The organism is Sorangium sp. So ce131 (assembly GCF_051519095.1).
In the GTDB taxonomy this organism is placed as follows: Bacteria; Myxococcota_A; Polyangia; order Polyangiales; family Polyangiaceae; genus Sorangium.
The window spans coordinates 5,438,309-5,460,536 of sequence record NZ_CP150455.1; the positions used below are offsets into that span (position 1 = coordinate 5,438,309).

At 70.3% G+C, this 22,228-nt stretch carries 18 protein-coding genes; 14 read left to right on the forward strand and 4 right to left on the reverse strand.

Annotated elements, in window-relative coordinates; translation table 11 throughout:
* Window positions 1–106: 106 nt before the first annotated feature.
* The 4 genes from WMF43_RS19635 to WMF43_RS19650 all read right to left on the reverse strand — a co-directional run bounded on the left by WMF43_RS19635 (window position 107) and on the right by WMF43_RS19650 (window position 7,100).
* A complete protein-coding gene (locus tag WMF43_RS19635; RefSeq protein WP_437682234.1) occupies window positions 107–1,837 on the reverse strand; it encodes an ABC transporter substrate-binding protein in 1,731 nt (576 codons plus the stop codon).
* 359 nt (window positions 1,838–2,196) lie between these two features.
* Complete coding sequence (locus WMF43_RS19640; RefSeq protein ID WP_437682236.1) at window positions 2,197–2,388, reverse strand: hypothetical protein; 192 nt, start codon at window positions 2,386–2,388, stop codon at window positions 2,197–2,199.
* Window positions 2,389–2,726: 338 nt separating this feature from the next.
* Window positions 2,727–3,071, reverse strand: coding sequence for a PQQ-dependent sugar dehydrogenase (locus WMF43_RS19645; protein WP_437682238.1), 345 nt, complete (start codon window positions 3,069–3,071; stop codon window positions 2,727–2,729).
* A gap of 63 nt (window positions 3,072–3,134) precedes the next feature.
* Window positions 3,135–7,100, reverse strand: a complete 3,966-nt coding sequence (locus tag WMF43_RS19650) for a serine/threonine-protein kinase (RefSeq protein ID WP_437682240.1) — start codon at window positions 7,098–7,100, stop codon at window positions 3,135–3,137.
* Window positions 7,101–7,502: 402 nt separating this feature from the next.
* Between WMF43_RS19650 and minD the strand changes: the two genes are divergently transcribed.
* The 14 genes from minD (at window position 7,503) to WMF43_RS19720 (ending at window position 22,200) form a co-directional block, all read left to right on the forward strand.
* Window positions 7,503–8,330, forward strand: a complete 828-nt coding sequence (gene minD, locus WMF43_RS19655) for a septum site-determining protein MinD (protein ID WP_437682242.1) — start codon at window positions 7,503–7,505, stop codon at window positions 8,328–8,330.
* A 13-nt stretch (window positions 8,331–8,343) separates the two neighbouring features.
* Window positions 8,344–8,655, forward strand: coding sequence for a cell division topological specificity factor MinE (minE, locus tag WMF43_RS19660; RefSeq protein WP_437682244.1), 312 nt, complete (start codon window positions 8,344–8,346; stop codon window positions 8,653–8,655).
* 875 nt (window positions 8,656–9,530) lie between these two features.
* On the forward strand, window positions 9,531–10,097 hold the full coding sequence (locus WMF43_RS19665) for a DUF4255 domain-containing protein (protein WP_437682246.1): 567 nt from the start codon (window positions 9,531–9,533) through the stop codon (window positions 10,095–10,097).
* Window positions 10,094–11,107, forward strand: a complete 1,014-nt coding sequence (locus WMF43_RS19670) for a hypothetical protein (protein WP_437682248.1) — start codon at window positions 10,094–10,096, stop codon at window positions 11,105–11,107. The genes WMF43_RS19665 and WMF43_RS19670 overlap by 4 nt, the downstream gene beginning before the upstream one ends.
* An 11-nt stretch (window positions 11,108–11,118) precedes the next feature.
* Entirely contained in the window at window positions 11,119–12,555 is a 1,437-nt protein-coding gene (locus WMF43_RS19675) for a phage tail sheath family protein (RefSeq protein WP_437682250.1), read from the forward strand.
* A 24-nt stretch (window positions 12,556–12,579) separates the two neighbouring features.
* Window positions 12,580–13,014: a phage tail protein gene (locus WMF43_RS19680; protein WP_437682252.1), complete on the forward strand. Its 435-nt coding sequence runs from the start codon at window positions 12,580–12,582 to the stop codon at window positions 13,012–13,014.
* Entirely contained in the window at window positions 13,014–13,460 is a 447-nt protein-coding gene (locus tag WMF43_RS19685) for a phage tail protein (protein ID WP_437682254.1), read from the forward strand. The genes WMF43_RS19680 and WMF43_RS19685 overlap by 1 nt, the downstream gene beginning before the upstream one ends.
* 3 nt (window positions 13,461–13,463) lie before the next feature.
* Window positions 13,464–13,625, forward strand: a complete 162-nt coding sequence (locus tag WMF43_RS19690; protein ID WP_437682256.1) for a DUF5908 family protein — start codon at window positions 13,464–13,466, stop codon at window positions 13,623–13,625.
* A 3-nt stretch (window positions 13,626–13,628) separates the two neighbouring features.
* On the forward strand, window positions 13,629–14,297 hold the full coding sequence (locus tag WMF43_RS19695; RefSeq protein WP_437682258.1) for a CIS tube protein: 669 nt from the start codon (window positions 13,629–13,631) through the stop codon (window positions 14,295–14,297).
* A gap of 53 nt (window positions 14,298–14,350) precedes the next feature.
* Window positions 14,351–16,042, forward strand: a complete 1,692-nt coding sequence (gene vgrG / locus WMF43_RS19700; RefSeq protein ID WP_437682260.1) for a type VI secretion system tip protein VgrG — start codon at window positions 14,351–14,353, stop codon at window positions 16,040–16,042.
* A 6-nt stretch (window positions 16,043–16,048) separates the two neighbouring features.
* Window positions 16,049–16,327 carry a PAAR domain-containing protein gene (locus WMF43_RS19705; RefSeq protein ID WP_437682262.1) on the forward strand — a complete coding sequence of 93 codons (279 nt, stop codon included), beginning with the start codon at window positions 16,049–16,051 and terminating at the stop codon, window positions 16,325–16,327.
* A 13-nt stretch (window positions 16,328–16,340) separates the two neighbouring features.
* Entirely contained in the window at window positions 16,341–16,796 is a 456-nt protein-coding gene (locus WMF43_RS19710; protein WP_437682264.1) for a GPW/gp25 family protein, read from the forward strand.
* A 54-nt stretch (window positions 16,797–16,850) separates the two neighbouring features.
* Window positions 16,851–19,916 carry a baseplate J/gp47 family protein gene (locus WMF43_RS19715; protein WP_437682266.1) on the forward strand — a complete coding sequence of 1,022 codons (3,066 nt, stop codon included), beginning with the start codon at window positions 16,851–16,853 and terminating at the stop codon, window positions 19,914–19,916.
* 19 nt (window positions 19,917–19,935) lie between these two features.
* On the forward strand, window positions 19,936–22,200 hold the full coding sequence (locus WMF43_RS19720) for a diguanylate cyclase (protein WP_437682268.1): 2,265 nt from the start codon (window positions 19,936–19,938) through the stop codon (window positions 22,198–22,200).
* Window positions 22,201–22,228: the final 28 nt, after the last annotated feature.

Genomic DNA, 22,228 nt, shown 5'->3' on the forward strand with positions numbered 1-22,228 from the left:
GGCCTGCCCGGCTCGAACCAGTCCAACCCGGGTCGGGTCTCGGGTCTCGCGGGTCGGGTCTCGAACCAGTCCAACCCGGGTCGGGTCGGCCCGGGTCGCGGTCGGCCTACCTCGGCCGGAGCTCCGTCAGGACGAGCAGGTACTCCGGCGGGTTGTTCGGCGTCAGCTTCGCGTACGGGTTCCGGTGGGTGGGGAACCCGGTGAAGCGCTTCGTGTTGCACTCGCCCCACGACGGATTCTTGAAGAGCGGAATCACCGGCGCGGCCTGCACGAAGATCATCTGCAGCGCGTCCAGGATGCGCTTCTGCTCGGCCGGATCCGTCGCGGCCTCGAACTCGTGGAACAGGCTGTCGGCCTCCCTCGCCCCGAAACGGTGCCAGTTTCGCGCGGACGCCTCCCCCACGGGCTTCACCAGCTCCGCGCTCATCAGATCGCGGTAGAAGTTGTACGGGGTCGGCTCCACGGTAGTCCAGCTGATCGCCATGTCGAACGTCCCCTTTTGGAGCGCCTCGAAATACGCGCTGAAGTCGTACGTCTTCATCGTCGCGTCGATGCCGAGCTGCTTCAGGTTCTGCGCGATGATCTGGACCGCGCGGACCCAGTCCGACCAGCCGCTGACCACGTTGATCTCGAAGCGCATCGGCCTGCCGCCCTTCGCCCGGATCCCGTCCGGGCCCACCGCGTAGCCGGCCTCATCGAGCATCTGGTTCGCCCCGGCCACGTCGAGCTGCACCCAGCTGCTGCCCGCCGCCACCGCCTTGTCGTTGCGCCAGCGCTCGTACGAGTCGTCCAACCCGGTCGCGTCCGCGCCGTGCGTGTAGTTGTTCGACGCGATCTTGACGATCTGCTCCCGATCGATCCCCATGCTGATCGCCTTGCGAACGCGCACGTCGTCGAACGGCTTCTTCGTCGTGTTCGGGTAGAGCGTCGCCGTCCCGCCGACGAGCGGGAACCAGTAATGGTGGTTCGCCGGATCCTTGGCGACGAACACCTCCTCGATGTCGGGGACGAAGGCGCCCGCCCAGTCGATCTCGCCGTTCGTGAGCGCCAGGCTCACCTGGTCGTTGCTCGGGTACGCCGGGAAGCGCAGCCCGTCCACCGCCGGCTTGCCCTCCTGCCAGTAGTTCGGGTTCTTGCCGAGCTCGTACACCTGGTTCTGGAAGACCTTCACCTCGGTGAACGGCCCTGTCGCCACGGGGTTCTCGTTCGTGTACGTGACCGGATCGGCGACGTCTTTCCACTTGTGCTCCGGCACGATCGGCTGGTGACCGATGTAGCTGAGCCCGGGGACGTAAGGCCGCCGCAGCGTGAACTCCACGGTCGCGTCGTCCTTCGCCGTCACGCCGCCGATGAACTTCCACACACCGGACAGATCGAGCGCCGGGTGCTTCTTCAGGAGCGCGAACGTGAACGCCACGTCCCGCGCCGAGAAGGGCTTGCCGTCCGACCACTTGACGCCGGGGCGTGTCGTGAAGGTGAGCTTCCTGTTCCCCTCGCTCCACGCGTACTGCGTCGCGAGCCACGGCGTGTACTCGCCGCGCATCGTGTTGTAGACGAGCATCGGCTCGTAGATCCCGGCGACCGTCGGGAAGCGCACGCTCCCCTCGGAGAGCAGCGGGTTGAAATTGCGCACCCACGTGGCCTGCTGCTCCCTGGCGATCGTGACCACCGCGGCGGGCTTGGTCGCCGCCGCCGGCGCCGCGGCGGGCGTCGTCGCCTCCTTCGGGGCGGCCTCGGCCCTCTCGCTCCCCTTGGAAGTACAACCCGTCAAGGCGCCGGTGGACAGGATCAGCGCCGACAAGACGACATTGCGACGCGGCACGGATCGACTCTTCATCAGCACCTCCACGCGGGCGACCCCGGTCCCCCCGAAGCTCCATTTCACCTGCAGCGTGCGGCGCCCTGGTCCGGCATCACCAGAGACCTTCGGGCGCCGGCACCAGGACCCCTCGCACCGAGTGCGATCTTCCCGTATGCACACGTTATCGGTCGAGGTGAGCGCGTGTCAACTTACACGCGCCGACGCGATCCCGGCACGCCCACATCGGCGCGTTCGGATTGGAAAATTTGAGATCTGCTGCGGTTTCTGTCGTCCCCTTGCGGGGAATACGGCGGCCGGCGCGGCGCCCGCGCGAGCCGCCGCGCGGTCGTACGGGCGCCGCGCGCTCCGGATTCAGCGGCGCGGAGGGCGCGGGCTCACGGCGATCCCGTGTACGTGAACTCGAGGATCGCCCCCGGGTGCTCCAGGGCGAATGTGAAGCCGCCGGTCGGCCCCGCCGTCGGCCCCTCGTTGTCGGTGATCATGTGGAGGGTGCGCTTGTCCGGGTGGATCGCGAGCTCGCGATAACGATTGATGGTCCTGAGGTGGGAGACGGTCTCGCCGACCACGGTCGTCCCGTCTGGCTCAGCTTCACCCGGAATACCTCCCCATTCTTGAGCCCGGTGATCAGCGGGGAGCTCCCCCAGCCGGGGATGCCGCCCGCGGCGAGGTAGTAATCGAGAGAGGAGGGGGCTATCGTGGGAAAGCAGATGCACTCGGTGCCCGGGAACGCGGGATCCTTGAACTCGCGGCCGTTCTCGACCGTGTAGAAGGTCATGAGGGGCGGCGTGAAGTCCGGGTGGCTCCAGTCGCTCTCCTGCTGCTGTGGGACCGAATTGGTGTGGGACCGAATCGGGGACGACGTAGTTCCGTGCCTCACGACTCTGGCCAGGGATCCCGAGAGATTTCAACGCAAAGGCGCAAAGGCGCAAAGGCGCAAACCAGAATTTTCTCTGTATTTTTGGTTGGCGTAGAGCTCGCCGCCCTCGCCGAACACGAGGCCCTGCGCGTTGCGGTGGCCGTACGAATAGCTATGACTGCGGGTGCCGTCGATTACCGGGTTGTCCTCCGGCATCGCGCCGTCGAGGTTCATGCGCAGCACCTTGCCCGCGTACGTCGACCAGCCCTGCGCCTCGACCTCTTCCGCGGTGGGCAGGTCCTGGGCGCGGTTCCCGTTGCACTTGTTGCCGAGCGGTATTGGCGCCCTGATCACCGAGGGGGGCCCCCGGGCGTCAAGTTCCTCATATGCCACGGACGAAATCTTGCAATGTCAGCTCTGCGGCGTGGGCGTGTCACACACGCCAGGGAGAGGACGTCACGCGCCCAGCCACGCCCGCGCGAGCGCGAGCGTACGGGCGTTCTCGGGCACGTTCTCCAGGAAGCTCGCCCGCCACGTGCGGTTCGTGATCTTCGCGGCCCGCTCCAGCAGCCGGTCGCGGGCCAGCCCGATCGCCGCGCGGGCGCGCGCGCCCTCGCCGTTCGCGGCGAGGGCCTCCGCGTGCACCAGGTACACGAGGGACTCGCCCGTCTCGAGGTGGCCGAGCGACGCGACCGCCGCGGACGCCAGCCCCGCGGCGCGCGCCGCGCCCTCGAGCGCCTCGGCGGCGCGGCCCCGGGCGAGCAGCACGTTCGCGAGCGTCGCGAGCACGCAGGGCACGAGCGGCGGCACGTCCGCGAGCAGCTCGCACGCGCGCCGCGCCTCGGCCTCGGCGCCCGAAAGATCCCCCGAGAGCCGGAGCGCCTCGGCCAGGTAGATGTACGTCCCGCCCTCCAGGCGCCGCTGGCCCGCGGCCACGAAATGCCGGCGCGCCTCCATCTCCAGGGCGCGCGCCTCGTCGAGCGCGCCGAGGTGGAGGAGCGCGCGGCCGAGGTTCTCCTTCGCGTGCGCCACCGTGTTCGCCAGCGCCAGCCGCTCGGCGTCCGACAGCGCCGCGCGCAGCAGCGCCGCCGCCTCGGCGTACGCCCCGAGCTCGTTGCAGAGGTGCCCGGCGTTGCTGCGCGAGCTGCAGGCCATCCGCGCGTCGCCCGCCCGCGTGAACCCGTGCGCCGCCGCCTCGCATCGCTCCCGGGCCCCGCCGAGATCCCCCGCCAGGATCGCCCGGTGCATGCCGAGGCGCAGGATCGTCGCGCTCACCGCCGGATCCCCCCGGAAGCGCGCCGCCACCCCCTCGACCTGCCGGTAGAGCGCGTCCGCGTCCTCGCACTCGCCCCGCAGCACCAGGAGCCCGCTCGCCGCCTGCGCCATCGCGCAGAGCTCGGGCCCGCTCGCCGCGCCCTGCGAGAAGCGCCCGCGCAGCGTCCGGGCGAGCGCCGTGGCCGTCTCCTCGTGGCCGAGCGGGCACGCGGCCAGCGCCACCAGGTTCGCCGCGCGGTACCAGCGCAGGCTCCCCTCCGGCAGCGCCCGCATCGCCGCGAGCGCGTGCTGCTCGGCCGAGGCGAAGTCCCCCCGGTACCGGTGCGCCTCGGCCTGGATCGTCGCCAGCTCGCCGAGCTCCTCGCCGGCCGCGCCGCACTCGATCGCGCCCTCCGCGCGCTCGATCGCCGCCGTGTAGTCGTTGCCCCCGAGCGCCTGCTCCGCGGCCCGCCGGTAGCAGTTGATCGCCCGCTCCTGCTCGCCGCCCCGCGCGAAGTGCGTGGCGAGCACCATCGCGTCCGTCTCGCCGGCCTGCGCCAGCCACGCGCCCGCGAGCCGGTGGCCGAGCGCCCGATCGTCGTCGGTCAGCATCTCGTAGGCCGCGTCGCGCACCAGCGCGTGGCGGAAGGCGTACTCCGTCTCCCCGTGGAACTTCGCGTCCAGCCGGCGCGTGACGAGCTCGCGCCGCTCGAGCTCCGCGAGCCACGCGTCGAGCTCGGCCTCCTCCACCGCCGCGCCGAGCAGGGCCTGCGCCGCCCCGCGCCAGAACACCTCGCCGAAGACGCTGCCCGCGCGGAGCAGCCGCCGCGCCTCGGGCGAGAGCCCCGAGAGGCGCGCCTGCATCATCGCGAGCACCGTCTCCGGCACGCCCCCGCCGTCGCCCTCCGCCGCCGCGCGCACGAGCTCCTCGAGGAAGAACGCGTTGCCCGCGGAGCGCGCCACGATCTCGTCGACGAGCGCGGCCGGGGCGGCCGGCCCGAGCGCCTCGCGCGCGAGCCGCTCGCAGGCCTTGCGCGACAGCTCCACGAGCCGGAGCTCCGTGAGCGCCCGCTCGCCCCACAGGGCCGGGAACGCCTTGCGCACCTCGGGGCGCGCGAGCGCCAGCACCATCAGCCGCTCGCCCGAGAGCAGCCGGAGCGCCGCGTCGACGTACTCCACCGTGGGCCGATCGCCCCAGTGGAGGTCCTCCAGCACGATCAGCACCGGCCGGGCGGCGCACTCGGCCCGGGCGAACTCCACCCAGGCCCACTGCATCTGGTCGCCCATGCGCTTCGCGTCCTGCCGCGCCGCCTGGAGCAGGACGCTCTCGTCGTCCGGGAACGGCGTGCCCACCATCTCCCCGAGGAACTCGGTGACCGCCTGGCGGATCGGCGGCGGCACGTGTTGCCCGACGCGCGCGGCGAGCTTCGCGCGCCGCGCCTCGATCGGCTCGCCGTCGAGCAGCCGCGCGGCGCGCCGGACGATCTGCCCGAGCATGCCGAACGGCGCGCCCACCCGCATCGAGTCGCCCCGCGCCGTCCAGATCTCGACGGGCTGGCCGCGCGCGGCGAGGCGCCGCACGAGCTCGTGGCGCAGGCGCGACTTGCCCACCCCGGCGCCCGCCGTGACCAGCACCGCGCGCGCCTCGGACTCCGCCGCGCACTCCTCGAACGTCGCCTGGAGCAGGAGCAGCTCGCGGTCGCGCCCCACGCACGTCGTCGGCTTGCCGAGCAGCGGGCGCGCCTCGTCGGCGGGCTCGACCTCGCCGACGAGCACGTGCCCGCCCTGGTCGTCGACCGCGACCTCGAAGTGGTCCTTGAGCAGGTCGGCGGTCGTCCGGTCGACGAGGATCGGCGGCGCGCCGTCCGCCGCGTCGGCCGCCGCGTCGGCCGCGCGCCGCTCGCGCTGATCGAGCAGGGCGCTGGCGCGGTCGATGACCTGCCCCGTGGGCTGCGCCCGCTCGACCTCGTCCCAGCCGGTCGCCAGCGCGACGCGCGCGCTCGGCAAGAGCCCGCGGAGCGCCAGGGCGCAGCGCGCGGCGCTCGCGGCGACCTCGGCCGGCGCGCCCGCGCCCGGGAGCAGCGCCGCGAGCGAGCCGTCGCCGAGCAGCTCGAGCTGCGCGCCGTACCGCGCCACGACCTGCCGCAGCGCCTGTGACGTGAGCTCCAGGGGGCCGGGCGGCGGCGCGTCGCCGAGCGGGGCGGTCTTCGCGCGCGGATCACCCGCGGCGAGGCCACGCGCGACGTCGGCCACGTCCGCCGCGAGGATCACGCTGGCGAGGCGCCGCTCGCGGTCGGTGAGGGCGGCCGACGAGGCCGGCGCGCTCGAGGAGGGCGGCCCGGCGACCTTGACCTCCAGCGCGCGCAGCTCCTCGAGGACCACGGCCGCGCTGCCGGGCCGCGCGGCCGGCTTCTTGGCGAGCAGCCGCGCCATGAACACGTCGAGCGCCGCCGGCAGCCCGGGCGAGAGCGCGCTCGGCCGCGGCGCCTCGTCGAACACCACCTTGGCGAGGGTGGCCACGAGCTGCGCCGCGGCGAAGGGCGGCCGGCCCGTCAGGCACGCGAACAGGACACACCCGAGCGAGTAGAGATCCGCGCGGGCGTCGAGGTCGTGGTCGCCGAGGACCTGCTCGGGCGGCATGTAGGACGGCGTCCCGAGCGTCGCCCCGGCGCGCGTCAGCACGTACGTCGCGTCGCGCAGGCGCACGAGGCCGAAATCGAGGATCTTGACCCGATCGAGGTCGCCGAGCGGCAGGAAGAGGTTCTGCGGCTTGATGTCGCGGTGGATGACGCCCTGGGCGTGCGCGGCCGCGAGCCCCTCGGCGACCTTGGCCGCGAGCCGGAGCGCGGCGGCCGGCTCCAGCCGCCCGCGCGCGAGCCGCGCGCCCAGGTCCTCGCCGTCGAGCCACTCCATCACGAGGTACGGCTCGCCGTCCGGCAGCTCCCCGTGGCCGATGTACCGGACGATCTGCGGGTGATCCAGCGAGGCCAGCGCCCGGGCCTCCCGGGCGAAGCGCGTGCGCGCCTCGTCGGTCGGATCCCTCAGGACCTTGATGGCCACCGGCTCGTCGCGCGCGAGATCCCGCGCGAGGTAGACGGTCCCGAGGGAGCCCGCCCCCGCCCGCCGCTCGATCGCGTACTGCGCTCCGATGCGCTGCCCCGGTGTCATGCCCACAACAGTATAGGAGAGCTCGCCACCGGGTTGGCGCCCGCGTCGTGAACGGACCCGGACGGGCTCTCGCTTACGCCCGGCCGCCTGCTCGATCCATGATCGCCGAGCGCGTACGCGCCGATCCCGCGGGCGACGCCGCGATCCGAGTGTGTACCTACATGTAGGGAAATTGGATCCGTTCTTCGGGTTGGCGTAAGCTCCAAAGTTTCTCCGCGAAAAAGTTGTTCCTTCGATCCGTGCTGACGTAACCAGTCGAGCGCGCCCCGGGCCTCGATGGAATCCGGCGGGCGCCGAGCTCTCATGGGTGTCGACGGCGCGTTTCGGACGCCGGGAGACGGGCCTCCGTGCGCGCTCGGCCATCGGACATGCCACGTCGTTCGAACTTGAAGGAGGCTTCTGGTGTCAAAGGTAGTCGTCGTCACCTCGGGCAAAGGCGGAGTCGGCAAGACGACCACGACCGCAAACCTCGCGTCCGGAATCGCGGCGCTCGGCTACAAGACGGTTGCCATTGATTTCGACGTGGGCCTCAGGAACCTCGATCTCGTGATGGGGTGCGAGCGGCGCGTGGTCTACGATCTCGTCAACGTCATCCGCGGCGAGGCGACGCTCCGCCAGGCGGTGATCAAGGACAAGCGGATCGAGACCCTCTATGTGCTCCCTGCGTCGCAGACGCGGGACAAGGACGCGCTCACGCTGGACGGCGTGGGGCGCATCCTCGACGAGCTGCGCGCGGCGAATTTCGACTACATCTTCTGCGACTCGCCGGCCGGCATCGAGTGGGGCGCGCAGATGGCGATGTACTTCGCGGACGAGGCGATCGTGGTGACGAACCCCGAGGTCTCCTCGGTGCGCGACTCGGACCGGGTGCTCGGCCTGCTCGACGCGAAGACGCGCCGGGCGGAGCTCGGCGAGGAGCCGGTGAAGACGCACCTCCTGCTCACGCGGTACGCGCCCGCGCGCGTGGCCAAGGGCGAGATGCTGGCGCACAAGGACGTCCTGGAGCTGCTCGGCATCCCGCTGCTCGGGGTGATCCCGGAGTCGCCGGCGGTGCTCCAGGCGTCGAACGCCGGGACGCCGGTGGTGCTCGATCCGACGAGCGACGCGGCGCAGGCCTACCTCGACGTGGTCCAGCGCTTCCTCGGGGAGGAGCGGCCCCACCGCTTCATCGAGCCGGCCAAGAAGGGCTTCTTCAGCCGAATTTTCGGCGGCCAGGCGGCGACCGCCTGAAGGGGGTACTGCCATGGCATTCATGGACTATTTCCGCAGGTCACAGCCGAAGTCGGCGGACGTCGCGAAGGAGCGTCTGCAGATCATCGTGGCGCGCGAGCGCGTGCGCCCCGCGGGAGAGCTGGATTACCTGCCGCGGCTCAAGCAGGAGCTGCTCCAGGTCATCTCGAAGTACGAGCGGATCGACCTCGATCAGGTGAGCGTCAACGTCGAGCGCAGCGGCGACTGCGACGTGCTCGAGCTGAACGTGGTGCTCTCCGAGTCGGAGCGGGCGGCGCGCGCGGCGGCGCCGCGGGCGGGGGCGCCGGCGCTGCGCAACTGCTGAGGCGGGGCGAACGGCGCTCCTGTCCTCCTCCTCCTTGCTGTCCAGCACTCCTCGCTGTCCAGCACTCCTCGACGTGCCCGTCGGCACACACCTGACCTGAAAAACGAACGGAACTGAAACGCCGCGGCCAAACCGAACGCGCCGGGGGGTGGGTCCGCGCGGCGGGGGCGGGCGGGCGCTCGCCATCCGCCAAGACTGGGGGCAGGGGAGCTCGCGCCGAGAACACCACCCGGCATGTCTCCCTTCGGGCCACGCCAGCTGGGACGTTTCGTTGCGCGCCACACAAGGCGCGCCTGCAGCCTCGAGCCTCCTGATACCTTATGGCGCCTCGGTCGGTGCTCGATCGCACCCACCCGCCCCCGCCGCGCGGACCCACCCCCCGGCGCTCGCGACGGGGGATCGGCATACGAGTTGGGGGGGCTGAGAGGGCGCGCCACGTGAGAACCGGGGGCACCTCGGTACGCGATCGCGCCCACTCGCCAACGCCGCGCGGATCTATTCCCCGACGCTCACCACGGCGGATCGGGATGCGCGTCCACGGAGGGTGACAGGTTCCACTGGGAGCCGAACCTTGCGCGACGCGGCATGCGCGGGGGCGCGACGGGCAATGCCTGCGTATCTGTTGGTGAATTCGTCTTAATGGCAGGATCCTCGCATACGGGGCGGGCGGGCGCGGCGCGAATGTCGTTGACAGCATTGCTGTGGCAGCTATTCCATTTCACGAAGAATCGAGGCGGCTCGATTTGATGTCGCGCGGATGGGCGGGTCGAGGGACCTGCGTGGCATAGTTTTGCGATTCAATGGAATGGATGGGCGATCGTGTGTGGCTTGGCTGCGCGCGGGCTCGTTGATTCTCGTGAATCTGGGGGGCGGGAATGCTGGACGTCGCGCTCGTGTTCCTCGTGAAGAGCGTCAATGCTTACCTCGCGAGCCGGACGGGATCGAGCCTCGGCGAGGTGGAGCCGTCGAGGATCGTGGACGACGGCGGCAAGTGGGCGATCAAGGAGGATCACCTCGGCGCGGCGATCATCAACGTGGAAGAAGAGCGGCTGTTCAAGGCGCAGCTGCCGGAGACGACACTCGTGAACGGGCGGCAGCTCGTCGTGGAGCCGGAGCTGAAGCTGAATTTGCACGTGTTGTTCGCCGCGAACTTCAGGCAATACGACCAGGCGCTCCGGTACGTGTCGTATGTGCTCATGTATTTTCAATCGAACCCGGTGTTCACGCCGCGCGATAGCCCGGGGCTCGACGAGCGCATCGAGAAGCTCTCGCTCGAGCTGCAATCGCTGACGTACGAGCAGCTCAACCAGGTCTGGGCATTTGTCGGCGGCAAGCAGCTGCCCTCCGTCGTCTACAAGGTGAGGATGGTGGCGCTGCAGGACCGAACGCCGGCCGTCGGCGTGCCGGTGACGCGCATCGACGCGCAGGTGCACGGGCGATGAGGCTCCGCTACGATACCCTGCTGTCGCTGCGCATCGCCCACGCCTACTATGGCGGGGTCTGCCCGGACTTCGACATCGTGCTGCCCGCAGAGACGCTGCGGACGCTGCGCGGGGGACGGCTCCTGGCGAAGGTCCTGGGCGGCGTCCTCTACGTGCTGTTCGAGGCGGACGAGGGGGGCGCGCCGGTGGTCTCGGCGGCCGGAGCGGGGCTGCGGATCGGGCTCAGGCTGGTCAATCCGTACTTCAGCAACTACACGGCGGTCCCGGCGGAGCTCGCCGCGGGCACGGCGTGGTATCGCAACGGGGACGCGCCGGGCCAGCTCGACGCGCCCGAGGGGCGCGCGCTCGTCGGGGCGGTGTTCTCCCGGGCGCTCGCGCGCGCGGAGCGGCCGGTCACCGTCACCTTGAAGGACTCGGACGGGCAGGCGCTGCGCGCCGAGACGGTCACCGCAGCGAACGATCGGGACGATGTCTCGTTCGACGCGACCGGCGCGGACCCGGGGCCGTGCTCGGTCGAGGAAGACTATGGGGACGGCTCGCCGCTCACGGCGCGCTGCTATATTCACCCCGAGCTCCAGCAAACCGGCGTGTTCGCGATCGTGGACCTCGAGATCCACGCGTCGTTCTACGCCAGCGCGCCGGCGTTCGAGATCACGTTCGACGCGCGGCAAGATACGCTGCGTTATTACCTCGTCGTCAGCAATTACTCGATCGCCGATTTCGAGCAGCTCACGGTCGCCGACCTCGGCGCCGACGACGAGGGGCGGCCGGAGGTGACCTTCACCAGGGTGGCCGCCGCGGCGTTCACGCCGGGCGAGCTGCCCGCCGCGCTGCTCGCGACCGGCGACTCCCGGCTCGTCCTGTTCCGATCGCAGGTCCCCGTCGCGCGACGGCAGCGCGCGATGAAGAAGATCCAGCTCAGCAGGAACGGGGACGTGCTCGTCGAACACCTGCCGCAACCAGGCGCCGACCAGGCGGACGCACACCTGATCATCCACGTATCGAGATAGAGGTCCGGCCCATGCCCACGTACCGCACACCAGACGTCTACGTCGAAGAAATCCCCGTATTTCCGCCCTCCGTCGCAGAGGTGGGCACGGCCATCCCCGCCTTCATCGGGTACACGGAGAAGGCCGCACGCAACCAGGCCCACGATCTGATCCTCAAGCCGACCAAGATCTACTCGCTGAAGGACTACGAGGCGCTCTTCGGGCTGCCGAAGGCCGACACGATCGCGATCTCCATCGCCAGCACGGGCGCGGCGCCGGGAGGATACACGGTCACGTCCTTCACCGAGCCGACGACGTCGTACCTGCTCTATTACGCCGTGAAGATGTTCTTCGATAACGGCGGCGCGCAGTGCTATATCGTGTCCGTCGGGACGTACCAGTCCACGCCGACGTTCACCCTGGCCGGCGACACGGGCACCGCCCCGGCGACAGCCTACGGGCTGCAGGACGGCCTCGACGCGGTCAAGCTCGAGGACGAGCCCACGCTGATCGTCATCCCGGAGGCGGTGAAGCTGTCCGCCACCGACTACCAGTCGCTCGTGCAGGCGGTCCTCCTGCAATGCGGCGGGCTGCGCGATCGGTTCGCGATCTTCGACCTCCACGGCGGGGGCGGCGCGCTGACCGACGCCGAGCTCGGCACGCAGCGGGGGTACTTCGGCACGGCGCACCTGAAGTACGGCGCCGCCTACTACCCGTTCGTCAGGACGACGTTCAACCATTACATCGCCGAGACGGAGGGCGGCGGCGGCCCGGCGAGCAACGTGTCCGTCACCGTGGGGGCGGGCTCCGCGGTCGACCTCGTCTCGCTCAAGGCGAGCGACACCGCCGCCTACAACTTCGTCAAGGCGGAGCTCGGCAAGTACTTCGTCGTCATGCCGCCGAGCGGCGCCGTCGCCGGCGTCTACGCCGCGACCGACAGCGCCCGCGGGGTCTGGAAGGCGCCGGCGAACGCCAGCCTCGCGGGCGTGATCGAGCCGGTGGTGAAGCTCGACAGCCTGAAGCAGGAGGGGCTCAACGTGGACGCCACGACCGGCAAATCCATCAACGCCCTGCGCTCCTTCGCCGGCAAAGGCACCCTGGTGTGGGGGGCGCGCACGCTCGCAGGCAACGACAACGAGTGGCGCTACATCCCCGTGCGGCGGTTCTTCAACATGGTCGAGGAGTCGATCAAGAAGTCCACCTCCTGGGCCGTGTTCGAGTCGAACGACGCCAACACCTGGGTGAAGGTGCGCGGGATGATCGAGAGCTACCTCATCGACAAATGGCGCGAAGGCGCCCTCGCCGGCGCGACGCCCAAGGACGCGCTCTTCGTCAAATGCGGCCTCGGCACCACCATGAACGCGCAGGACATCCTCGAGGGACGCATGAACGTCGAGATCGGCATGGCGGTGGTCCGGCCGGCGGAGTTCGTCATCCTGAAGTTCTCCCACAAGCTGCAGACGTCGTAGTCGCTCCCAGGAGGTTCCACGGCCATGCCCGCAACATATCCTCTTCCGGTATTCCACTTCACCGTCGAGTGGGGTGGCAGCCGCGTCGGCTTCTCGGAGGTCACCGGCCTCACGCAGGAGAACCAGGCCATCGAGTACCGCGACGGCTCGTTCCCCGAGTACTCGTCCATCAAGATGCCCGGGCTCCGCAAGTTCAGCAACGTCACGCTGAAGCGCGGGATCATCAAGGGGGACAACCAGTTCTTCAGGTGGCTCAGCACGGTGAAGCTGAACACCGTCGAGCGGCGCAACCTCGTCATCAGCCTGCTCAACGAGGAGCACCAGCCGGTGATGGTGTGGAAGGTGATGAACGCCTTCCCGGTGAAGGTCGAGGGGCCCCAGCTGAAGGCCGCCGGCAACGAGGTGGCGATCGAGTCCATCGAGCTCGCCCACGAAGGCCTCGAGCTGCAGAACGACTGATGGCCACCTACTACCCGCCCGTCGGATTCCACTTCAAGGTCGAGGTCCTCGGCCTGCCCGCGAACGGGAACGACGTCCGGTTCACGGAGGTGAGCGGGCTCTCGGTGGAGCTCGCCACCGAGGAGGTCGCCGAGGGCGGGGAGAACCGCTTCCTCCAGAAGTACCCGACGCGGGCGAAATACCCGGAGCTCGTCCTCAAGCGCGGCCTGCTCCCGAGCTCCGAGGTGCTGGGCTGGATCCGGCAATGCGTCGAGGAGCTCCGGATCGAGCCGAAGAACATCGACGTGAAGCTCCTCAACGAGGAGCACCAGCCGCTGCTCACCTGGCACGTCGTCAAGGCCTACCCGACGAAGTGGGCGGTGAGCGATCTCAACGCCTCAGGCAACGCGGTCGTCGTCGAGACCCTGCAGTTCTTCTACCAGCACTTCACCCTGGACAGGTCCTGAGCCATGCCCATCGTCGTCGAAGAGGTCGTGATCACGGTCGAGGTGGGCGGCGAGCCCGCCGCGGGGGCCGCGCCCGCGCAGCGGGCCGCCGAGGACGCGCAGGAGATCGTCCGCCAGTGCGTCGAGCGCGTGCTCGAGATCCTGGCGCAGCGGGAGGAGCGCTGAGCCATGGCGGAGCGAGGCGCGCTGGAGCGGCTCTTGATCAAGGGCTACGAGCAACCGGATTACTCCGGGTCGCCCGTGCGCGAGTTCGAGGCCTTCGTGAACCCGAGCGAGATCACGCTCGCGTACGAGATGGAATACGACAGCGCGCAGGGCTCGGGCACGACCGGCAGCCGGATGGAGTTCAAGAAGGTCAAGCCGGGCGACCTGTCCCTCACGTTCTTCCTGGACGGGACGGGCGCGAGCGGGCGCCCGCTCGACGTGCAGGCGAAGATCGACGAGTTCCAGTCCGTCACCGGGTACAACGGCAACATCCACCGGCCGAACTACCTGAAGGTGGCCTGGGGGACGCTCCAGGTGAAGCGGTGCGTGCTCAAGAGCGCCAGCATCGCCTACAAGCTGTTCAAGCCCGACGGGGTGCCGCTGCGCGCGGTGATCACCGCGAGCTTCTCGGACAACACGGACGATCAGACGCGGGTGGCGATGGCCCAGGATCAGTCGCCGGATCTGACGCACGTCCGGCTGGTGAAGGCGGGCGACAACCTGCCCTCGCTCTGCGCCGAGATCTACGGCGATCCGCGGCTCTACCTGGCCGTCGCCGCGGCGAACCGCCTCGACGACTTCCGCGACCTTGTGCCCGGCACCAGGTTGTTCTTTCCACCGATGGAGAAGTAGCCATCACCGCGCAACGCACACTCCCTGTCTCCGCGGAGCACCGCGAGTTCACCGTGAAGGTGCGGGGCGAGCTCGTCTCGCGCGCGCACCAGCTGCTCGCGGTCACGGTGACGAAGGCGGTCAACCGGATCTCCTCGGCGCGGCTCGTGTACCTCGACGGCGCGGCCGCGGCGAGCGACTTCCCGCTCAGCAACGCCGCGCTGTTCGTGCCGGGCAGCGAGGTCGAGATCCTCGCCGGCCCGGCCGGCGCCGAGGTGTCCTTGTTCAAGGGGGTCGTGGTGCAGCAGGCGCTCAAGGTGCGCGACCGGGGCGCCCCGCAGCTCATCGTCGACTGCCGCCACCGGGCGTTCAAGCTCACCGTGGGGCGCAAGAACGCCTGCTTCTTCGATCAGACCGACAGCGACCTCATCGCGGCGCTGCTCGACGGCGCCGGCGTCGAGGCGGACGTCGAGGCCACGACCGTGGTCCACCCGCAGCAGGTCCAGTACCGCGCAAGCGACTGGGACTTCCTCCTGACGCGCGCCGAGGCGAACGGGAAGCTCGTCTTCACCAACGACGGCGCGGTCGCCGTCAAGGCGCCGTCTTTCGGCGGCGCCGCCGTGGCCACGCTGCACTTCGGCGCGACCATCCTCGAGATGGACGCGCAGATCGACGCCCGGATCCAGTTCGACGGGGTGAAGAGCGTGACGTGGGATCCCGCGCAGCAGGCCCTCGTGGAGCGGGAGGCGGCCGATCCGGGCGTCAGCGGGCCCGGCAACCTGAGCAGCGAGGACCTCGCGGCGGTGGCGGCCCGGGGCAGCTGCGAGCTCCGGCACGCGGCGCTCGGCGAGGACGAGGCGCAGGCGTGGGCAGACGCGGCGTGGCTGAAATCGAGGATGAGCAAGGTGAGCGGGCGCGCGAAATGCGAGGGGCTCGCGACGGTGAGCCCGGGCGATATCGTCACGCTGAGCGGCGTGGGCGCGCGGTACGGCGGCGACGTCTTCGTGACCGGCGTGCGCCACGACAGCAGCGCGGCCGAGGGGTGGAAGACCCACCTCCAGTTCGGCAGCGTCGAGCGGTGGTCCGCGGAGGAACGCGCGGTGTCCGCGCCGCGCGCCGGCGCGCTCCTGCCCGGCGTCAGCGGCCTGCAGATCGGCAAGGTCGTGAGCAACGAGGACGACGCGGGCGAGCACCGGGTGCGCGTCCGCCTGCCCCTGGTCGAGGACGGCGGAGACGGCATCTGGGCGCGCGTGGCGAGCCTCGATGCGGGCGAGGAGCGAGGCTTCTTCTTCCGGCCGGAGATCGACGACGAGGTGGTCGTGGGCTTTCTGGACGACGATCCGCGCCGGGCGGTGATCCTCGGGATGCTCCACAGCAGCGCGAGGGCGGCGCCGCTCCAGGGCTCGGACGACAACCACGAGAAGCTCTACCAGAGCCGCTCGAAGATGCGCCTCTATTTCCACGACGAGAAGAAGCTGATGCAGCTCGACACGCCCGCCGGCAACACGATCGCGCTCAGCGAGGAGCAAAAGGGGATCAGGATCGAGGATCAGAACGGCAACGTGATCGAGCTGAGCGCGGACGGCATCCGGATCGAGAGCAAGAAGGCGCTCACGCTCAAGGCCGGCACCGCGGTGGAGATCGAGTCGGGCACGTCGCTCACGGTCAAGGGCGGCGCCGAGCTGAAGCTCTCGGGGTCGAGCGGCGCGGAGCTCTCCAGCACCGCGATCACCTCGGTCAAGGGCAGCCTCGTGAAGCTGAATTGAGGGAACATGCCTCCTGCGGTCCGAGTCGGCGATGTCAGCACCCACGGCGGGACGGTCACGGGCCCCGGCGTGAGCACCGTGCTCTTCAAGGAGATGCCCGCCGCCGTGGCGGGCGACCTGCACGTCTGCGCGCTGCCGCCGAACGGGCACCAGCCCACGGCCAGCCCGTTCCCGGCGGGGAGCGCCACGGTGGTCATCGCCGGCCGGCCGGCGCTGCGCACCACCGACACGTGCGCCTGCGGCGCCATGGCCGCCGTCGGCGAGCCCACCATCGAGATCAGCTGAAGGAGCCAGGGAGATGACATCGGACGATCGCAACGAGACCTCGGCTTCGTTCCTCGGCACCGGGTTGAGCTTCCCGCCCGAGTTCGTGAGGGAGAGCGGCCAGGTGCTGATGACCTCCGACGAGGAGGACATCGAGCGCAGCCTGCGCATCCTGTTCGGCACCGCCCGCGGGGAGCGCTTCCTCGCGCCGAAATACGGGCTCGACCTGCGCGAGGTGCTGTTCGAGGCGATGAGCACGACGATGAGGACCTTCCTCGCGGAGCGCGTGCGGACGGCGATCCTGATCTACGAGCCGAGGATCAACGTGCTCTCGCTGCGGATCGACGGCGAGGACGCGAACGACGGCGCGCTCCGCATCGCGGTCGACTACGAGGTTCGCGCGACCAACTCGCGCTATAACCTCGTCTTTCCCTTTTACCGCACCGACGGCAACGAGGTGCGGGCCTCGGTCGACGCGCTTCCCCCGTGAGGCGCCCGCGCGCCGTCCAGCCATGGTCACCCCGTTTGCCCAGAGCCAGACGCCATGTCGATAGAGGACATCATCCAGAACATGGTCTCGCAGCTCGGCCAGAGCCAGGACGACCGCCTGGCCGAGGAGCTGCGGCCGGACTTCGCCCGCGTGGACGAGCGCACGCCGCTCGATCTGCTCCAGTTCACGAAGGCCCTCTCCCGCTTCGTCCATCACCATTCGTCGCGCGGCGGCGGCGAGGTCGGCGACTGGCAGCCGTTCTTCGCCTACGACGCCGCGGAGGCGGCGCGGCTGCTCGACGACGCCGGCGGGGCGACGCCGGCGCACCTCGCGTTGCTCGTCGCCTTCCTGAAGCTCTACGAGCTGCCGCGCGAGGCGCTCAACCGCTTCACCGGGCGCCACCTCGACTTTTATTACCGGCGCGTGCTGCGCTTCGAGCCGCGCGCGGCCGTCCCGGACCGGGCCCACGTGGTGATCGAGCTCAAGAAGAACGCGGCCCCCGTGCGGCTCCTCCCCGAGCACGCGCTGTCCGCGGGCAAGGACGCGACGGGCGTCGAGCGGATCTACCGGCCGGTCCGCGAGACGGTGATCCGGGGCGCGAAGCTCGAGCAGCTGCGCTCGATCTTCGTGGATCCGCGGGGGCGCGGCGCGGTCCGGTGCGCGCCGGTCGCGGACTCGTCCGACGGCGTGGGGGGAAAGCTGCCGGACGACGCGCCCGCGTGGCACCCGTTCGGCCGCGCCGATCTGCCCGCCGGCGACATCGGGTTTGCCCTGTCGTCTCCGGTGCTGCGCATGAAGGAGGGGCGCCGGAAGGTCCGGCTGTCGCTGACGCTCGGCAACGTGACGTCGGCCGCGCTCGACGCCGCGGCGCTCGCCGGCGCGCTCGAGGCGTTCGTCACCGGCGAGAAAGGCTGGCTCGGCCCGCACGCGCTCAGGGCCAGCCGCTCCGGGGATGTCCTGGAGCTCGAGCTCGATCTTCCCGAGACCGAGGGCGCCGTGGTCGACCACGACCCCGCCGCGCACGGGGGCGCCTGGGCCGCGCGGGCGCCGATCGTGCAAGTGCTGCTGAAGCCCGACGCGCCGGTCGGATACCGCGACGTAAAAGGCCTCGTCCTGCGCCGGGCGCGGGTCTCGGTCGAGGTCGAGGGCGTGCGCTCCCTCGCCCTGGAGAGCGACGCCGGCGCACTCGACCCGAAGCGGACGTTCCTGCCGTTCGGGCCGCAGCCCGCGAGGGGCGCGCGCTTCCTGGTCGGCTGCGCCGAGGCGCTCTCCAAGGCGCTCTCGGAGATCACGCTGCGCATCCGCTGGAGCAACCTGCCTGACAGCTTCAAGGCGCATTACGACGGTTATGGCGTGAGCGGCGTCGACGACAGCACGTTCCGCGCCTCGGTCGTGTTCCAGGACGGCGGGAGCTCGACGCAGACGATCCGCGGCATCAGGTTGTTTTCAGGCAGCGGGGACGAGAGTGTGCTCACCCTGACGCCCGGCGGCGCGCCGGCGGACGTGCACGTCTCGGACGCGAGGCGGGTCTACGCGTTCGGCACCGCCGGCTCGGTGAAGGCCTCGCGGACGGCGAGCGGGCTCCTGCTCGTGAAGTCGCGGCTCCGCCCGTACCGCGACGCCGCGCCCGAGCCTCGCAGCGGGTTCATCACGCTGTCGCTCGAGAAGGGCTTCTTCCACGACGTGTACCGGCAGAAGAGCATCGAGAACGTGATCAAGTATGCCAAGGCGCCGGGGGATGGCTCCGGCGGTTTGGTGGCCCTGAAGGAGCCTTACACGCCGGCGATCCAGGGCATCTCGCTCGATTACAAGGCGCACTCGGGCGACGTCGACCTCCAGTCGGGTTCTGCCGAGAGCTTCGCCGGCGCCGATCTCCGGTTCTTCCATGTTGACTGCTTCGGCGCGCGGCGGGAGCACGCCCACCTGCGCGCGCAGCTCGACCACGTCGCGGCGAAGGACGTCCCGCTGTTGCCTGCGCACGACCACGAGGGCGAGCTGCTCCTCGGGATCACGGGGCTCGCGGCGGGCGACAGCGTGAGCCTGCTCTTCCAGGTCGCCGAGGGCAGCGCCGATCCGGACGTCGTGTGGCCCGGGGTGCGGTGGTTCGTGCTGTGCGACAACCACTGGAAGGAGCTCGGCCCCGGCGAGCTCGTCCTCGACACCACGAACCAGCTGCGGTCGAGCGGCCTCGTGGCCGTCGTCGTCCCGCGGCAGGCGACGACCGAGAACACGCTGCTGCCTTCCGGGCGCCTCTGGCTCAAGGCGACCGTGGATCGCGCCGCGAGCGCCGCCTCGCAGCTCGTCTCCGTGGCGGCGAACGCCGTCGAGGTGCAGCTCCAGGACCGCGGCAACGACCCGGCCCACCTCGCCGCCCCGCTGCCCGGCGGCAGCATCACCAAGCTGAAGACTCCGGTCGCCGCGGTGAAGGCGGTGCGCCAGCCTCACGCCTCCTTCGGCGGGCGAGGGGTGGAGTCCGCCGAGGCGATGACCACGCGCGCGTCCGAGCGGCTCCGCCACAAGGACCGCTGCCTCACCGCCTGGGATTACGAGCGGATCGTGCTCGGCGCGTTCCCCGGCATCCACAAGGTGAAATGCATCCCGCACGCGCGGGACGGAGCCTGGCACGCGCCCGGGCACGTGCTGCTCGTCGTCGTCCCCGACCTGCGCAACCAGAACGCCAGGAACCCGCTGGAGCCGCGGGTCGACGCGGACACGCTGGCGCGGGTGGCGGCGCACGTGCAGGCGCGCGCCGGCATGCAGGTGGCCGTCCAGGTGAAGAACCCCGCCTACCAGAAGGTGCGCCTCGACTTCAAGGTCAAGCTCCGCGCCGGCCACGAGTTCAATGCCTACCGCGCCCTGCTCGAGCAGGAGCTGATCGCGTTCCTCTCGCCGTGGGCCTACGACGCGGAGCGCGCGATCTCGTTCGGCGGGCGAATCTATCGATCGGTGCTGCTCGATTTCGTCGAGGAGCGCAGTTACGTCGATTACGTGACCGACTTCAAGATGTACAGTTACACAGGCACGCTCCACGGCGCGCGGGACGTCGGCGAGATCCGGGCGGAGAGGCCGGACGCCATCCTGGTCTCGGACGCGGCGCACGCCGTGGCGGAGGCGCCGTAACCACGGCGGGACGCAGGCCATGCTCCATCAGCTCACCCTCCCGAAGGCGACGCGCGTCGAGCCCGAGCTCGACCATCAGCACCTCTACGCGCTCGGGCTCGAGCACGTGCGCCGGCTGGCCCGCCGCATCTGGACCGACCACAACGTCCATGACCCGGGCATCACCACGCTCGAGCTCCTGTGTTACGCGCTGACCGATCTCGGCTACAGGGCGTCGTTCCCCGTCGAGGATCTGCTCGCGAGCGAGGCGGAGAACGCCGAGGTGATGAAGCAGCAGTTCTTCACCGCCCGGCAGATCCTCCCGGGCCGCCCGCTCACCTTGCTCGATTACCGGAAGCTGCTGATCGATCTCGCGGGGGTGAAGAACGCCTGGATCCACCCCGCCGAGCAAACACTCTACGTCGATCCGGTCGCCGGCGCGTTATCGACCGAGGCCCCGGACAGCCCGGGCATGCGCGAGGTGAAGGTGCGCGGCCTCTACCACGTCCTCGTCGAGCTCATGGACGAGGTCGCGCCGGAGGACGCGCCAGGCGTGCTCGCGGCGGTGTCGCAGCGGCTCCAGGCGAACCGGAACCTCTCCGAGGACTTCGTCGGCATCGCCCCGATCGAACAGCAGAGCTTCCTCGTGTGCGCCGAGCTGGAGCTCTCCCCGGACGCCTCGGTCGCGGCCGTGCACGCCGAGGTGCTGTTCCGGATCCATCAGTATCTTGCGCCGCCGGTGAACAATTACAGCCTCAGCGAGATGCTCGAGCGGCGAAGGTCGGACGGAAGTCGCTTCACCGTGGAGGAGATCTTCGACGGTCCGCTGCTCGACCACGGCTTCATCGACGACGAGGAGCTCGCCCAGGCCGAGCTGCGGACCGAGATCCGCCTGTCGGACGTGATCAGCCTCGTGATGGATATCGAGGGGGTGAGGGCGGTGCGCGACATCGTCATCAATCCTGCCGACGCCACGGCGCCGCTCCCGGACCGGTGGCGTGTGCCGGTGCTGCACGGCAGGCGGCCGGCGCTGGATCGCGCGCGCTCGCGGCTCGTGCTGTACAAGCGCGGCGTGCCCGTCTCGGCGGCCCCTGGCGAGGTGACGGGCCGTTACGAGGCGCTGGCCAGCGCGGCCCGGGCCAAGCAGGAGACGCCGCGCGAGGACGATCTGCCGATCCCGCTCGGCGCGCATCGGCGCCCCGGGCGTTACCATTCCTTCCAGAACCATTTCCCCGCGATCTACGGGCTGAGCGAGGAGGGGCTGCCGAGCGCCGCCGGTGCGGCGCGCCGCGCGCAGGCGCGGCAGCTCAAGGCCTACCTGCTGTTCTTCGACCAGATCATGGCGAACTACTGCGCCCAGCTCGCGCGCGTGAAGGACCTGTTCTCGACCGATCCCGACCTCCGCCGGACGTACTTCTATCAGGCCGTCGATTCCTTCGCACAATGGCAGCGGATCTACGGGGTCGAGGACATCGTCCAGGTGATCGAGGCGGAGATCGAGGACCCGGCGGTCCTGCTCGACCGGCGCAGCCGGTTCCTGGATCACCTCATCGCGCGCTTCGCCGAGCGCTTCCACGAGTACGCTGCGGTGATGACCTCGGCGCTCGGCGCGAGCCCCGAGAGCATCCTCCGCGCGAAGTGCGAGTTCCTGAGGAGCTACCCAGAGATCAGCGCGGATCGCGGGCTCGCGTGCAATGCCTCGCTCACCGCGCCCGAGGACGTGTGGGGCACCGGCAACGTCTCGGGGCTGGAGCGGCGGCTCGCCAAGCTGCTCGGCATGCCGGACGCGTCGCGCCGGGATCTCGGCGCCGAGGGCGTCGAGGAAGAGGGGATGTTCCTCATCGAGAACCTCCTCCTGCGGACGTCCGGCTTCCAGTCGCCCCGCCTGCCCATCTGCGCCGACGTGCGCTGCGCGGGCTGCGCGGACGACGATCCGTACTCCTACCGCATCCACGTCGTGCTGCCGGCGTACGCAGGCCGCTTCCGCGACATGGAGTTCCGGCGCTTCGCGGAGGAGGTCATCCGCCAGGAGACGCCCGCGCATGTCCTGCCCAAGGTGTGCTGGGTGGACCGCGATGGGATGCGCGCGCTGGAGGTGGCCTACCGCGCGTGGCTCGAGGCGAGGGCCGCGGGGGCGGACGCGGCGGAGCTGGCGGCGCGGCTCGAGGTGTTGATCGAGGCGCTTTACGCGGCAAAGAACGTGTATCCGACCGAGCGGCTGAGGCCGTGCGCCGCCGGCGACGAGGGGCCGAAGTTCATCCTCTCGCGGACGAGGCTCGGCAGCGTCGGGACGGAAGAGGGCTGAGCGCCCGGGCAAGGTGCGGCAATCGTAG

Coding starts and splice junctions, on each gene's coding strand:
- WMF43_RS19635 (WP_437682234.1), bottom strand. CDS start 1,837: ATGAAGAGTCGATCCGTGCCGCGTCGCAATGTCGTCTTGTCGGCGCTG.
- WMF43_RS19650 (WP_437682240.1), bottom strand. CDS start 7,100: ATGACACCGGGGCAGCGCATCGGAGCGCAGTACGCGATCGAGCGGCGG.
- minE (WP_437682244.1), top strand. CDS start 8,344: ATGGCATTCATGGACTATTTCCGCAGGTCACAGCCGAAGTCGGCGGAC.
- WMF43_RS19665 (WP_437682246.1), top strand. CDS start 9,531: ATGCTGGACGTCGCGCTCGTGTTCCTCGTGAAGAGCGTCAATGCTTAC.
- WMF43_RS19670 (WP_437682248.1), top strand. CDS start 10,094: ATGAGGCTCCGCTACGATACCCTGCTGTCGCTGCGCATCGCCCACGCC.
- WMF43_RS19675 (WP_437682250.1), top strand. CDS start 11,119: ATGCCCACGTACCGCACACCAGACGTCTACGTCGAAGAAATCCCCGTA.
- WMF43_RS19680 (WP_437682252.1), top strand. CDS start 12,580: ATGCCCGCAACATATCCTCTTCCGGTATTCCACTTCACCGTCGAGTGG.
- WMF43_RS19685 (WP_437682254.1), top strand. CDS start 13,014: ATGGCCACCTACTACCCGCCCGTCGGATTCCACTTCAAGGTCGAGGTC.
- WMF43_RS19690 (WP_437682256.1), top strand. CDS start 13,464: ATGCCCATCGTCGTCGAAGAGGTCGTGATCACGGTCGAGGTGGGCGGC.
- WMF43_RS19695 (WP_437682258.1), top strand. CDS start 13,629: ATGGCGGAGCGAGGCGCGCTGGAGCGGCTCTTGATCAAGGGCTACGAG.
- WMF43_RS19705 (WP_437682262.1), top strand. CDS start 16,049: ATGCCTCCTGCGGTCCGAGTCGGCGATGTCAGCACCCACGGCGGGACG.
- WMF43_RS19710 (WP_437682264.1), top strand. CDS start 16,341: ATGACATCGGACGATCGCAACGAGACCTCGGCTTCGTTCCTCGGCACC.
- WMF43_RS19715 (WP_437682266.1), top strand. CDS start 16,851: ATGTCGATAGAGGACATCATCCAGAACATGGTCTCGCAGCTCGGCCAG.
- WMF43_RS19720 (WP_437682268.1), top strand. CDS start 19,936: ATGCTCCATCAGCTCACCCTCCCGAAGGCGACGCGCGTCGAGCCCGAG.